At 71.0% G+C, this 13,596-nt stretch carries 10 protein-coding genes; 4 read left to right on the forward strand and 6 right to left on the reverse strand.

All coding sequences use genetic code 11. The features are described from left to right. Positions 1-9: 9 nt before the first annotated feature. Positions 10-1,002 (forward strand): zinc-binding alcohol dehydrogenase family protein, encoded by a 993-nt coding sequence (locus ACFYTQ_RS06795; RefSeq protein ID WP_387357678.1) that lies wholly within the window; start codon positions 10-12, stop codon positions 1,000-1,002. 5 nt (positions 1,003-1,007) lie between these two features. Here the strand turns inward: ACFYTQ_RS06795 and ACFYTQ_RS06800 are convergent, their stop codons facing one another. From ACFYTQ_RS06800 to ACFYTQ_RS06810, 3 genes are read right to left on the reverse strand one after another with little or no spacing between them, the layout of a single operon-like run. Further along, complete coding sequence (locus ACFYTQ_RS06800) at positions 1,008-2,237, reverse strand: CoA transferase (protein ID WP_387357679.1); 1,230 nt, start codon at positions 2,235-2,237, stop codon at positions 1,008-1,010. Positions 2,238-2,277: 40 nt separating this feature from the next. Continuing rightward, positions 2,278-3,309: an MBL fold metallo-hydrolase gene (locus tag ACFYTQ_RS06805; RefSeq protein ID WP_387357680.1), complete on the reverse strand. Its 1,032-nt coding sequence runs from the start codon at positions 3,307-3,309 to the stop codon at positions 2,278-2,280. Between the two features lie 39 nt (positions 3,310-3,348). Continuing rightward, positions 3,349-4,452, reverse strand: a complete 1,104-nt coding sequence (locus ACFYTQ_RS06810; protein ID WP_387357681.1) for a LuxR C-terminal-related transcriptional regulator — start codon at positions 4,450-4,452, stop codon at positions 3,349-3,351. 201 nt (positions 4,453-4,653) lie between these two features. On the opposite strand from ACFYTQ_RS06810, the gene ACFYTQ_RS06815 reads away from it, so the two are divergent. The 3 genes from ACFYTQ_RS06815 to ACFYTQ_RS06825 all read left to right on the forward strand — a co-directional run bounded on the left by ACFYTQ_RS06815 (position 4,654) and on the right by ACFYTQ_RS06825 (position 8,780). Beyond that, complete coding sequence (locus tag ACFYTQ_RS06815; RefSeq protein ID WP_387357682.1) at positions 4,654-6,075, forward strand: MmgE/PrpD family protein; 1,422 nt, start codon at positions 4,654-4,656, stop codon at positions 6,073-6,075. A 140-nt stretch (positions 6,076-6,215) separates the two neighbouring features. Further along, positions 6,216-7,682 carry an aldehyde dehydrogenase gene (locus ACFYTQ_RS06820; protein ID WP_387357683.1) on the forward strand — a complete coding sequence of 489 codons (1,467 nt, stop codon included), beginning with the start codon at positions 6,216-6,218 and terminating at the stop codon, positions 7,680-7,682. A 48-nt stretch (positions 7,683-7,730) separates the two neighbouring features. Continuing rightward, positions 7,731-8,780, forward strand: coding sequence for a zinc-binding dehydrogenase (locus ACFYTQ_RS06825; RefSeq protein WP_387357684.1), 1,050 nt, complete (start codon positions 7,731-7,733; stop codon positions 8,778-8,780). Between the two features lie 69 nt (positions 8,781-8,849). Here ACFYTQ_RS06825 and ACFYTQ_RS06830 read toward each other — a convergent pair whose 3' ends face one another. Genes ACFYTQ_RS06830 through ACFYTQ_RS06840 form a run of 3 tightly spaced genes read right to left on the reverse strand, consistent with a single transcriptional unit; the run spans position 8,850 to position 13,593 of the window. After that, a complete protein-coding gene (locus ACFYTQ_RS06830; RefSeq protein ID WP_387357685.1) occupies positions 8,850-10,361 on the reverse strand; it encodes a sugar ABC transporter ATP-binding protein in 1,512 nt (503 codons plus the stop codon). Positions 10,362-10,366: 5 nt separating this feature from the next. After that, positions 10,367-11,458 (reverse strand): hypothetical protein, encoded by a 1,092-nt coding sequence (locus ACFYTQ_RS06835; protein ID WP_387357686.1) that lies wholly within the window; start codon positions 11,456-11,458, stop codon positions 10,367-10,369. Beyond that, positions 11,455-13,593 (reverse strand): ABC transporter permease, encoded by a 2,139-nt coding sequence (locus ACFYTQ_RS06840; RefSeq protein ID WP_387357687.1) that lies wholly within the window; start codon positions 13,591-13,593, stop codon positions 11,455-11,457. Before ACFYTQ_RS06840 ends, ACFYTQ_RS06835 begins: the two co-directional genes overlap by 4 nt. Between the last annotated feature and the right edge of the window lie 3 nt (positions 13,594-13,596).

The raw sequence follows: 13,596 nt of genomic DNA on the forward strand, positions 1-13,596 counted from the left end.
AGGATCGCCATGCCCCGGACGATGCGCGCGCTCGTGGGTGGGTTCGGCCCGGATTGGGCGGTGCGGGAGGTCGCGCGGCCCGAGCCGGGCCCGGGGCAGGTGCTGATCCGCACCCGGGCCGCGGCGACGAACAACGGCGACATTCCGATGCTCGATCGGGCCGACCCCACCCGCGGCGGCACCGGGGAGGCGTTCGTCGCCGGATTCGAGTACGCCGGAACCGTGGCCGCGCTCGGCGACGGGACCGGTGACTGGCGGGTCGGCGACGCGGTGATGGGCTCGACGCCGCACTCGTTCGCCGAATACGTCCTCGCCGACCACCGCCACGTCCTGCCTCTTCCCGACGGCCTCGATCCGGCGGTGGCGTGCGCGCTGCCGACGGGGTTGCTGACCGAGCACGGCGCGCTCACCGCGGCGGGGTTCACCGCCGGGCAGAGTGTGCTCATCACCGGGGCGTCCGCGGGGATCGGGTTGATCGGCGCGCAACTGGCCAAGGCCCTCGGGGCGGCGCACGTCATCGGCACGACCCGCGCGCCCGGCAAACGCGCCCTGCTCACCGAGGCGGGCGTGGACACCGTCGTCGTCACCCCGGGCACCGACCTCTCCGCGGCCGTCCTGGCCGCCACCGGCGGCCGGGGCGTCGACGTCGTGCTCGACCACGTGGGCGGGCCGACGTTCGCCCGCTGCCTGCCCGCCACGCGGCACGACGGGCACGTGGTCAATATCGGCCGTCTCGACGGGCCCGCGTCGACCATCGATCTCGACGATCTGTCCTACCGTCACCTCACCGTGCACGGTGTCTCCTTCGGCTTCACCCGCCCCGACGAGCTCGCCGCGGTGATCGCCGGGCTGCGGCCGGAGGTCCTCGCGGCCGTGGCCCGCGGCGCGATCCGCCCGGTGATCGACCGGACCGTGCCGCTGACCGAGCCCGGCGACGCGGCCGGCCGCCTCCGCTCGGGGGCGGCCGTCGGCAAGATCGTATTCACCCTGCCCGACGCGTAGGGCCGCTACGCCGAGCCGATGACGCCCGCGTCGTGCAGGCGGCCCAGTTCGGCGTCGCTCACGCCCAGCACCTCCGACAGCACCTGCCCGGTGTGCTCACCGAGGTCGGGGGCGACCGCGCAGTCGCCGTACTCGGAGTCGATGCGCAGGGGGGACCGGCTGGTCAGCACCGGGCCGATGCCGGGCTGATCGACCTCGCCGAAGATCGCGGGGGACCCCTCGGCGCGGAAGGCGGTCGCCACGTCGTGCACGGTGCGGAACTTGCTCCACAGCACGCCGGATTCGGTGAGGGCGCGGTCGATCTCGGCCAGCGGGCGGGCCGCGAACCACGGCCGCAGGACGGCGGTGATCAGGTCGCGGTGGCGGTAGCGGTCGTCCTCGGTGCGGAGGTCGGCGTCGAGGGCCTTCTCCAGGGCGTCGAAGACCGCGCCGGTGCCGGTCAGGAGGCGCAGCCCGTCCCAGTGCCGACGGGTGAGGGCGACGACCATGACGCGCTCGCCGTCGGCGGTCTCGAAATCGGCGCCGTAACTGCCGTAGACCTGGTTGCCGTGCTTGTCCCGCGCCCGGCCCCGTTCGTCGGCCTCGGCCAGCCAGCCCAGATTCACCAGCGACGAGAACGCCACATCGGCCAGGGCGAGCCGCAGGAACGATCCGGCCCCGGTGCGGGTGCGGCGGTGCAGGGCGGCCAGCAGTCCGGTGGTCGCGGTCATCCCGGCCAGCAGGTCCCAGGCGGGCAGGACGTGGTTCACCGGTGCGGCCGCGTCCAGCGGTCCGGTCATATCGGCAACGCCCGCATCGGGATTCACCGTGTAGTCGACCGCCGCCCGGCCGTCGGCGTACCCGTCGATGTGCACCTGGATGAGATCGGCGCGCCGCGCGCTGAGCGCCTCGTAGGACAGCCACGGCCGGCCGACGGTGTTGTCGACCACGATGCCCGCGTCGGGTCCCGGCGCGGTGGCCAGTCCGATGATCAGCTCGCGGCCCTCGGGGGAGCGCGCATCGATCGCGACCGAGCGCTTGCCGCGGTTGAGCGCGGTCCAGTAGAGGCTGCGCCCGGTCCGCGCCGACAGCGGCCAGCGCGTGTAGTCGGCGGCCCCGCCGATCGGGTCGATCCGGATGACGTCGGCGCCGAGCTGACCCAGCGTCATGCCCCCCGAGGGACCGGCCACGAAGCTGGCGAATTCGATGATCCGCAAGCCCGCCAGCGGGGTCCGGGCCGAAGGGTCTGTGCTCACGTATTCCTCCACGGTGAAAAGGGTTGTGCGGCTGGTGGTTTCACGCCGCGAGCGCGAAGCGGCGCACGGTGGCGCCGTCGTCGTGACCGACCCGGCCCTGCATCGACAGGACGTCGAGGTGGGCGTCGATCTCCATGATCGCCGACAGCTGATGCTCGGGCGGCAGGTCGTCGAGCCGCAGCCCGCGCCGGGTCCATGGCAGGGCGGCGGCGATGTCGTAGGCGGTCGTGGCGCCCGCCGCGACCCGTTCGCACACCTCGTCGAGGCGGTGCCGATGGTGGTCGAGCAGGGCGTCCACCCGCGCGCGGGTGCTGCTGGTGACCGGGCCGTGCGAGGGCAGCAGGGCGGTGTCGGGCAGGCCGCCGACCAGGTGCAGGGATTCCAGATACGAGCGCAGCGGATGCGGTTCGGGCGCCTTCTCGAAGCCGATCGAGGGGGTGATGTGCGGGAGGATGTGGTCGCCGGAGAACAGGATTCGCGTCTCGGGATGATGGAACACGACATGGCCGCGGGTGTGCCCGGGCGTCGCGATCACCTCCAGCGCGCCGCGCCTAAGCGGGATCACCGCGCCGTTGTCGAGCCAGCCGTCCGGCGGTCCGAAGGGGATGCCGTCCCATTCCGCCGGTCCCGGGTCGCGGGCGATCCGGGACGCCAGATCCGAGGCCCCGCACCGGGCGAGCAGCGGCGAATGATGCGGGAAACCGCCGGGCAGCGGGAAGGCGTCGATGCTGTGGCGTTCCTCGCGTCCGGTGAACAGCTTGCAGCCCAACGTCTTTCGCCACGCGCACGCCTGGGTGTAGTGATCGGCGTGATGATGGGTGGCCAGGCAGACGGCGATATCGCCGAGCGCGTAGCCCAGCCGTTCCAGCGCCGCGGCGACGGCGCGTTCGGTCTGCGGGCAGGCCCAGCCCGGGTCGATGAGGATCAGCCCGTCGGCGCCCTCGAGCAGGTAGGCGTTGACCGCGGCGAGCCCGTCGATCGGCAGGGGTAACGGGATCCGGTGGACGCCGCGCACGATCTGATGCGGACCCGGTTCGGTCCAGTCGTCGGGCTGGGTCCTGATCCTCGTCATGGGCACACCTCTGTCGCGGACGGCTTCATGCACAATATATTATACGCAGAAGCGTGCGGACCCGTCGCGCAGCCAGTAGGACACCGCCTCGGCGCGATTGGCGGCGCCGAGTTTGCGCAGGATGTGGGTGACGTGGGTCTTGACCGTGCCCTCGGAGATCGACAGCTTGCGGGCGATGAGGCGGTTCGGTTCGCCCGCGGCGAGCAGTTCGATCACCTCCACCTCCCGGCTCGACAGCAGCGGATGCGGCTGGGCGGGGACCGCGACCGCGGGCCCGGCGCCGATCCGCATCCCGCCGGTGAGGTTCAGCAGTCCGCGCTGGAGGTCGGCGACGCCCTGGAGGATGCGCACCCGGTCCAGATCGTGGCTCAGGCCCTCGGCGAACAGGCTCAGCACCGCGCGGTCGGAGTCGTCCACCTCGCGGTGGGGCAGGGTGCAGTCGCCGTGCACCATGCCCACGACCTGGCCGCGCACCGTGAGCGGGGCGATGGCGTAGGAGGTGCAGCGCGACATCTTCACCAGCGTCCGCTCGACCCGCGGATTGCGCTGGGCGTCCAGGGCCAGACCGGCCCGGCCGTGCGCGACGACGTCGGATTCGATCAGGGTGCCGTCCAGGCGCGGGGGATTGTCGCGGCCGATCGCCACCATGTCCTCGGCGAGTTTCGGGTCGCCGACCACGCACATCGTGCTCAGCTTCCACACCGAGTTCTCCACGGTGGACAGCAGCACGCGGTCGAATCCGATGGTGCAGGCCGCCTCGGAGGCCCGGGTGAACAACTCGTCGACCGTCGTCGTGTCGCGCAGGGTCGCCAGCGCGCGGCGCACCCGGCGCAGCAGTTCGACGCCGTCGCGCAGCCGGGCCTCCTCGACCGCGCTCTCGGCGTCGCGGATCCGGGTGAGCAGGGCGGCGAGGTCGGTCGGCGGGTCGGGGTGCGTCCCGCTCGCGCGGGTCAGATCCGCCACGGTCGCGTCCCACAGGTAGCGCAGCATGCGTTTGGCGGCCAGCGCCCGGGAACAGTCGTAGGCCGGGAACTCCCGGCCGAGGGCACCCCCGGCCTCGACGACGAGTTCGCGGATGCGGGCGTGCAGGTCCCGGTCGAGCGCCACGTCGCGGTGGGGTGAATCCGTGGTTGCGGTTGCCACTGTCGCTCCAAAAACTCAAGGACAATATATTATGTCTGATTCTAGCGCTAGGATGGAAGTCGTCCGGCACCTTCCCGCGATCCGACGCCAGTCGGCCGAAGGTCGCAGGCGAATCGGACCGGCGGCGGATGTCGTCGCGCCCGATCGACGCCATGGTGATACCGGCAGCACAGCAGCGCGCAGCGAGGAAGGGACGCCGTCGTGTCCGAGACCATCGTCGAACAACTGGCCCGATTCACCACCGGGGTCGACTACCACCGCCTGCCCGAGGAGGTCGTGGTCGAAGCCAAGCGCATCCTGCTCGATTCGCTGGGCTGCGCCCTGGGCGCGGTCGACCAGCACAAGGGCCGGATCGGCATCGAATACGCCCGCCTGGTCGGCGGCTCGAACGGGGACGCCACCGTCATCGGCACCCCCGACCGGGTGACGACGCTCGCCGCCGCCTTCGCCAACGGGGAATTGATCAACGCCCTCGACTTCGACGCCGTGCTGCCGCCGGGCCACGTGACGCCCTACGTCCTGCCGCCGACCATGGCCGTGGCCGAGGCCCGGCAGCGCTCGGGCCGCGATGTGCTCGCCGCGATCGCGCTGTCGCACGAGATGTCGTTCCGGTTCTACAAGTCGGTCGACTACCTGCGCGACCGCACCGACACCGAGATGAACCTGTCGCCCGTGCTGGGCTACAGCAACACGGTCTTCGGCGCGACCGCGGCGGTCGGCAAGCTCGAGGGCTGTTCGGCCGAGGTGCTCGCCCACGCGCTGGCCATCGCGGCCAGCACCTCGCCGGTGAATTCCATGCGGTCGTGGCTGGCGCACGCGCCGACCGCGACGATCAAGTACTCCCTCGCGGGCGCGCTCACCAACGCCTCCCTGACCGCGGCGTACATGGCGAAGCTCGGGCACCGGGGCGACCTGCCGGTCCTCGACGACGCCGAGCTGGGTTACCGCCGTTTCATCGGCACCCGCCGCTGGGAACCGCAGAATCTCACCGCCGGTCTCGGCGAGGAGTGGTGGTTCCCGGCCGAACAGACCTTCAAGCCGTATCCGCACTGCCGGATCCTGCACGCGCCGCTGCACGCGCTCACCGAGATCGTCGAGGAGAACGATCTGAAGCCCGAGGAGATCGAGGCGATCCGATGCTGGGGTGAGGCCGCGGTCCTGCATCCGTTGTGGTTGAGCAATGTCATCGAGCACACCCACGACGCGCAGTTCAGCATCGCGCACGGGCTGGCCGTCGGCGCGCACAACATCACCCCGAGCAAGGCGTGGCACGATCCCGACCTCGTGTTCAGTCCGTCGGTGCTCGAGCTGATGGAACGAGTCACCTTCCAACCGCACCCGGACTACTTCAAGGCGCTGTCCGCGCATCCGTCGGCGCGGCCCGCCCGCATCGAGGTCGACGCTCGCGGAACGACTTTCGTCGCCGACCGGGTGTACCCGAAGGGCAGCCCGACCCCGGACCCGGAGACCCGGATGACCGACGCGGAGCTGATCGGGAAGTTCCGGACCAACGCCGAGGGCGTGCTCGCGCAGGACCGGATGGACGCCGTCGTCGAGGCGGTGTTCGGCCTCGAGGACGTCGACGACTTCGCCACGGTCATGCGCCTGGTCGGCACGCGCTGACCCGCATCGACCGAAGGTCGCGGTCGAATACGACCGGCGAGGGATACCGGGCGGATGTGCGCTGCGCCACACTCGGACCACCGGGCCGCCTCCGTTCCAGGAGGCGGCGCACGACAGGACCGGTGCGAGGAGAGAAGAACATGGTCCCTCAGGGCAACTATTCGAAGCTGTTCATCGGCGGGCGGTGGGCCGACCCCACCGCCACCGAGAAGATCGCGGTGATCTCGCCCTACACCGAGCAGACGGTGGCCCACGTGCCCAACTCCGCGGCCAGCGACGTCGATCGGGCCGTGGCCGCCGCCCGGCACGCGTTCGATCACGGTCCGTGGCCGCGGCTGTCGCTGGCCGATCGGATCGAGGTGCTGACCCGGGTCAGCGCGGGGCTGGGGGAGCGGCAGGAGGAGATCGCGCAGCTGATCACCACCGAGATGGGCAGCCCGATCACGTTGTCGCGCAGCACCCAGTCGCTGGGCGCGAAACTGCTGCTGGACGCGTTCCTCGAACTCGCCCCGAGCTACGAGTGGAGCAGCATCCGCCGCTCGGCCACCGGCACCGGCCTGGTGACGCGGGAGCCGATCGGCGTCGTCGCCGCGGTGATCCCGTGGAACATGCCGTTGCAGATCGCCGCGCTGAAGCTGGGTCCGGCGCTGCTGGCCGGCTGCACGGTGGTGCTGAAGACCGCCCCCGAGGCGCCGCTGAACGGCTACCTGCTCGGCGAGATCCTCCAGGCCGCGGGCCTGCCGGACGGCGTGGTCAACATCCTGCCCGCCGATCGCGGCGTCAGCGAGCACCTGGTCACCCATCCGGGCGTGGACAAGGTGTCGTTCACCGGCTCGACGGCCGCGGGCCGCCGCGTCGCGGAGCTGTGCGGGCGCGATCTGCGCCGGGTCACCCTCGAACTGGGCGGCAAATCCGCGGCGGTCATCCTCGACGACGCCGATCTGGACATCGCGCTCGGCCAGATCCGCAAGCTGTCGATGCGCAACAACGGCCAGGCGTGCAGCAACAAGACCCGCATCGTGGTGGCCCGCTCCCGCGAGGCCGAACTGGTCGAGCGGCTCGTGGCGATGGTCGAGTCGATGCCGGTCGGCGATCCGGCCGATCCGGCGACCGAGATCGGTCCGGTGGTCACCGCCCGCCAGCGCGCGATGATCGAGAGCTACCTCGAGATCGGCCGCACCGAGGGGGCGAAGGTCGCCGTCGGCGGCGGGCGGCCCGCCGGACTGGACCGCGGCTGGTTCGTGGAGCCGACCGTGTTCACCGGCGTCGCGCCCGATATGCGCATCGCGCAGGAGGAGATCTTCGGCCCGGTGCTGTCGGTGCTGAGCTTCGCCGACGAGGACGAGGCCGTGGCGATCGCCAACAACTCGACGTTCGGTCTCAACGGCTCGGTCTTCGCCGCCGACGACGAGCACGCCCTCGCCGTGGCCCGCCGAATCCGCACGGGGACGGTCGAATTGAACGGCAACGTGGTCGGATTCCATTCGCCCATCGGCGGATTCAAGAACAGCGGCATCGGCCGGGAGGCCGGGCTGGAGGGCTTCGACGGCTACGTCGAGCTGAAATCCTACGGACTGTCGCCCGCGCTGGCGGAATCGCTGTCCTGACACCCACAGTGGATCGACCCGGCGCTGGCCGGAGGTGGAGGAGTGCCGATGCGCGGCGTTGTGTTCAACGGTGACCGCAACCTCGAGATCGTCTCGTTCGACGACCCCGAACCGGGGCCCGCGGACGTGATCGTGCAGATCAAGGCGTCCGGAATGTGCGGCAGCGATCTGCGGTTCTACCGCGCGCCCGCCGGAGAGGCGTTGGCGGCGTTCGGTTTGCGCGGCGACGACGCGGGCGTCATCGCCGGGCACGAGCCGTGCGGCGTGGTGGTCGCCCTCGGGTCGGCGGTGGATCCGCGCGCGGTACGGGTCGGCGATCGGGTCATGGTGCACCACTACGACGGATGCGGCTTCTGCGACCGCTGCCGCGAGGGCTGGACCCAGATGTGCGAGCGCGGCGCGCGGATCTTCGGCGCCACCGCCCACGGCGGCCACGCCGACTACCTGAAAGTGCCCGCGCGCACACTGGTTCCGCTGCCCGACGAGCTCAGCTTCGCCGCCGGGGCCGCGATCGCCTGCGGCACCGGCACGGCCTTCGGCGGCCTGGTGCGCCTGGGTCTCACCGCCCGCGACACCCTCGCCGTGTTCGGGCAGGGCCCGGTCGGGCAGTCCGCGGTGCAGCTGGCCGCGGCGATGGGCGCGGAGGTGATCGCGGTCGATGTCGCGAGCGAAAGGGTCTCCCGCGCAAAGGAATTCGGCGCCGCGCACGGCGTCGACTCCAGCGCCACCGATCCGGTGGCGGCGATCCGGGAACTGACCGGGGGCAAGGGCGTGAGCTGCGCGCTGGACTGTTCGGGGGCGGCCGCCGCCCGCTCCGCCGCCGTGCAGGCCACCGCCCCGTGGGGTCGGGTGGGCTTCGTCGGCGAGGGCGGGGAGGTGACGCTGAACGTCAGCCCCGACGTCATCCGCAAGCAGCTCACGATCGTCGGCTCCTACACGTTCTCCCTTGTCGGACAGGGGGATTGCGCCCGCTTCATCGCCAGCCACGGGGTCGATGTGGACAAGATCTTCACCGATCGCTGGTCCCTCGACGACGCCGAGGCGGCCTACCGCGAATTCGACAAGCAGACCGGCGGCAAGGCGGTCATCGAGTTCTGAGCGCGACGGTTCGACGACAAACGCTCGCCCCGGCCACGGCCGGGGCGAGCGTTTTCGGTGTGGGTGTCGCTAGTGCACGGCGGCGAACATCAGCCGGGTCTCGTCGGCCTCCTCGGGGGCGAATTCGGCGGCGATGGTCCCGTTCTTGGCGACCAGCACGCGATCGGACAGCGCCCGGATCTCCGGCAGGTAGGACGAGATGACGACCACCGCGACGCCGTCGTCGGCCAGCCCCCGGATCATGGCGTGGATCTCGGGGATGGTGCCCAGATCCACGCCGCGGGTGGGTTCGTCGATGATGGCGACCAACGGTTTCCGGGTCAGTCCCTTGGCGAGCACGACCTTCTGCTGATTGCCGCCGCTGAGCTCCTCCAGCGTGGCCCGGTTCGGCTCCAGGGTGCGGACCTGGAAGCGTTCGACGAAGCGTCCCGCGACGGACTTGCGGGCGCTCGGGCGCACCAGGAACGGCAGCCGCCGCGCCCCGCACAGATGCCCGAGATAGATGTTGTCGGCGATCGTCAGATGGCTGAAGAAGCCCGACGCCTTGCGGTCCTCGGTGATGTAGACGATGCCCGCCCGGCGCGCCTGGCGCGGGGTGCCGAAGCGGACCCGGCGGCCGTTCAAACGGATTGTGCCGCCGCGCAATCGGCGTCGCTTGAGGATGCCGCTGATGATCATCGCCACCTCGCTGCGCCCCGCGCCGACCAGGCCGTAGATGCCGACGATCTCCCCGGCGTAGGCGGAGAACGACATATTGCGCACGACCGGGAGCAGGGTGACGTCCTCGACCTCGAGCACGGGCGTGGGATCGGGTTCGCGTCCGGGCAGCACCCGGCCCATCTCCACATTGCGCCCCACCATCATGCGCACCACCTCGTCGCGGGCGAACTCCGGCCGCGACACCGTGCCCTGCACCTCCCCGTCGCGCAGCACGGTGATGCGGTCGGCCTGCTCGAACGCCTCGTCGAGCATGTGGGTGATGAAGATGACGCCGATGCCCCGGCGCTTGAGCGACTGCATGGACAGGAACAGCTGGAGCCGCTCCTCGGGGGTGACCGAGGAGGTCGGTTCGTCGAGGATGACCAGCTTCGCGTTGCGGTGCACCGCCCGCGCGATCTCGACCATCTGCTTCTGGCCGACGCCCAGCGCACCGGCCGGGACGTCCGGGCGGATGTGGAAGTTGTGTGATTCCAACAGCTCTCGCGCCACGATGTTCAGGTGGCCGAGATTGTTGAACACCTTCTCCTCGCCCAGGAACAGGTTCTGCGCCACCGTCATGGTCTCGACGAGCGAACCCTCCTGGTACACCATCGAGATTCCGGCCGCCACCGAATCCTTGGGGGCCGTGAAAGTGCGTGCGCGGCCGTCGAGTTCGAGGGTGCCGCCGTCGTGGGCGACGGCACCGGAGATGATCTTCACCATCGTCGACTTCCCGGCGCCGTTCTCGCCGAGCAGCGCGTGGATCTCCCCGGGGCGCACGTCGAAGTCGACGCCGCGCAGCGCGTAGGTGCCGCCGTAGCGTTTGCTCACCTTCGACAGCCGGATCACCGGTTCGGCGGTGTCGTGGTCCGTAGTGGGCATCCGTATCACCTCGTTCCTTCCTCGGCGGGCAGTTGCAGGAGATTGCCGAATCCCTTGGCGGCGGCCAGGATTCGGCCGTCGGCCGCGGCCACGCCGGTCACGCCGTGCCGGGGGCTGTCGACCCGGGCGTGCGCGCTCTCCGCGACGCGCCCGGCCCCGTCGAGGCGCAGCACCAGCCCGCACGAGCGGGCCGGGGCCCACGGTTTGACCTCGCCGAGCACGCGCAGCTGCCCCATCTGCATGGTGTCGGTGTAGGGGTTGGTGCAGCGCAGCCGGGGGACGAACCAGTCCTCGGGGTCGACGCGCGCCACCATCTCCGCGATCACCGCGGGCTCGTCGAGCAGCATCTCGGTGACGCGGTTGCGGATATAGGGCGCCGCGACCCACCAGCCGTCCCCGGCGGCCGCGAGGCGGCCCGGATAGACGGGCAGGTTGCGCGCGATCGCGCGGCCCGGGCGGGCGAGGGCGGCGAGCGCCCGGGTCTCGATGCGGTGATCGAAACTCAGCGACACCAGAACCTCGGTGGCCGAGGCGGTTTCGATGCCCGACGGCCACCCCAGGCCCTCGGCCTCGACCCGCGCCCGCGTCCCCTCGACGCGGACGATCGCCCCCGACCGGTCGCCGAGCACCAGGGCCCGCGACCACTCCGGGACGCCGTGCTCGCGCGAGCCCACCGTGGCGAGCACGGACCCGTCGGCGAGGACGGCGAGGTCGGTGACGCAGGAGGCGACGGCCGCGTCGGCGCACACCTCGGTGACCCGGCCCGCGTCGTTCACCGCGAGCAGTCCGGCGCCGTCGACGGCGACGAGCACCGTGCCGTCCCGGAGCGCGAGCGCCCCTGCGGGACCGGGCAATTCGGCCACGGCGCGCACCGCGCCGTCGCGCCAGGACCACACCGCGTTCCCGCTGCCGAACAACACCGTGCCGGAGTCGGTGACGACCACGTCGTCGGGTTCGTGGGCGCCGGTCGGCAGTAACTCCGCCGCCTCGTCCAGGCGGAGATTCGGCCGCAGCCCGGCGTCCATCGGCGGGACGGTGCGGTGCCGTCCCCAGGCCGGATTGATCCACTCGGCCAGCGTGGCGAGCGCGCGGTTCATCGGACCGCCCCCGCCGGTGTGTGGACCGTATCCCGCAGTCCCGGAACGCGATTCGGGTCGATCGTGCCGATCTCGCTCGGGTCGAGGGGGAGTCGGCCGATGCGGTTGTTGCTGACGCCGCACAGATACAGGTGCCCGGCCTGTTCCTTGACCGAGGTGACCATCGGATAGTTCTCCATCGTCTCGTCCCACAGCACCGACAGGATCCGGCCCCGATCGTCGAACTTGAGCACGCACGACATGTTCAGCTGCGGAACGACCCAATTGTCCAGCGACACTTCGCGAGTCATCCGCCGCCGCACGGCCGGGTGTTCGCGCAGCAGATCCGACATCGAGGTCCGCATCGCGCACAGCGGCAGCCAGTAGTTTCCGTCGGAGGACCGGTTGAGGTTGTCCGGGTAGCCGGGCAGATTCTCCAGCACCGGTTCCAGCTGCCCCTGTTTCGGTCCCGCGATCCACAGCCGGTCCACCCGGCACAGGCCGGTGCTGACGATCAGGATCGACTGCCCGTCGTGGGCGGTGCAGATCCCGTTGGGGAACACGTGATTGGAGACCACCACCTCGGTGCTGCCGTCGGGATCCACGCGCACCACCCGGCCGTTCGGGCGGAATTCCACCAGTTCGACGAGGAAGTCGGCGGTATTGTTGCGGGTGGAGAAGTCCGAGGCGTAGATCGAGCCGTCGGGGGCGACGTCGAGATCGTCCACGGCCCGCAACCCGGAATCGTCGAGCAGGGAGAACGGGCTGCGCGCGACCTTGTTGGCCACCAGCTCCGGTCGGCCGTCCGGTTCGATCCGGTAGATGCCCATACCGCCCACCGCGACCACCAGCCGCCCCTCCCGGTCGAAGGCGTGGCCGCACGGGAAACCGCCGGTGCGCGAGAAGATCTCGCCCTCGGTGCGGCCGGGGGTGAACTTCCACACCCAGCCGCGCTGGTCACCGCAGAAGACGTTGCCGTCGCCGTCGACCGCGCAGTCCTCCGCCCCGCGGATCTGGCCCAGCCCGATCGGCGGCGCGTCGGTGAGGCGGCTGTTGAGATTCCACACGCTGCCCGGCTCGGTGATGTCCGGGAGCGGCGGCAGCACCAGGCGCGCCGGATCGATCCGCAGCTTCTCCACCGTGCGCTGCCGGTACTTGCCCCATTTCAGGTCGAGGACCGTGAACAGCAGCAGCACCGCCGCCAGGATCACCGTGTACCAGGACCCCTGCGCGCCCTCGGCGATGGTGGCCTGCTGGATGATCGCCACCACGAGCACGCCGACGGTCGCCCGCAGGACCGACCCGCGGCCGCCCTTCAGGCTCACCCCGCCGAGCACGACCGCCGTCAGAGCGACGATCTCCCAACCCTTTCCGACGTTCGGATCGGTGCGGCCGAGCCGGGCGGCGGTGAGCAGGCCCGCGAGCCCGGCCAGCGCCCCCGACAGCACATAGGTCCAGAACGTGACCGCGACGACGGGAATCCCGTTGCGGCGCGCGGACCGTCGATCCGATCCGACCGCGGTCACCCACCAGCCCCAGCGCGACCGGGTCAGGGCCAGGTGCGCGACGATCAGCACCACCACGAACAGGAACCACTCCGTGGGAATCCCGGCGACCTTGCCGAAACTCAGGAAATCCCAGACGATGTCGGGCCGGGCCACGCCGATCTTGGTGCTGTAGGCGCTCTGCAACGCGGTCGCCGCGCCGCCGAACGCGATCAGCGTCACCAGCGTGGTGATGAACGGCCGCATCCGCAGCCGGGCGACGAGTACGCCGTTGATCGCGCCGAGCAGGGCCCCGGTCAGCACCGCCGCGGGCACCACCAGGGCCATCGGCCAGTGCCACACCCGGTTGGCGACCATCGCACCGAGCGCGGCGACCCCGACGACGGATCCGACCGACAGGTCGATGCCGCCGCCGACCAGCACCACCGTCAAACCGATGGCGAGCAGCCCGTATTCGGCCGCCTGATCCAGCACGAGCGGGGTGTTGTCCGCGCCGACCGGGGTGGTGGACAGCACGACGACACACAGGATCAACGCCAGCCCCAGCGGGACCGCGCCCTCCATCCAGCGCTTCTCGAACAGTTCCGACAGGGTCCGGTAGGGCGCGACGCGGTCGCGCCACCGCCCGCCGGTGAGCCCGATGGCGTTCACGCC

This window comes from Nocardia sp. NPDC004068, assembly GCF_042874315.1.
In the GTDB taxonomy this organism is placed as follows: Bacteria; Actinomycetota; Actinomycetes; order Mycobacteriales; family Mycobacteriaceae; genus Nocardia.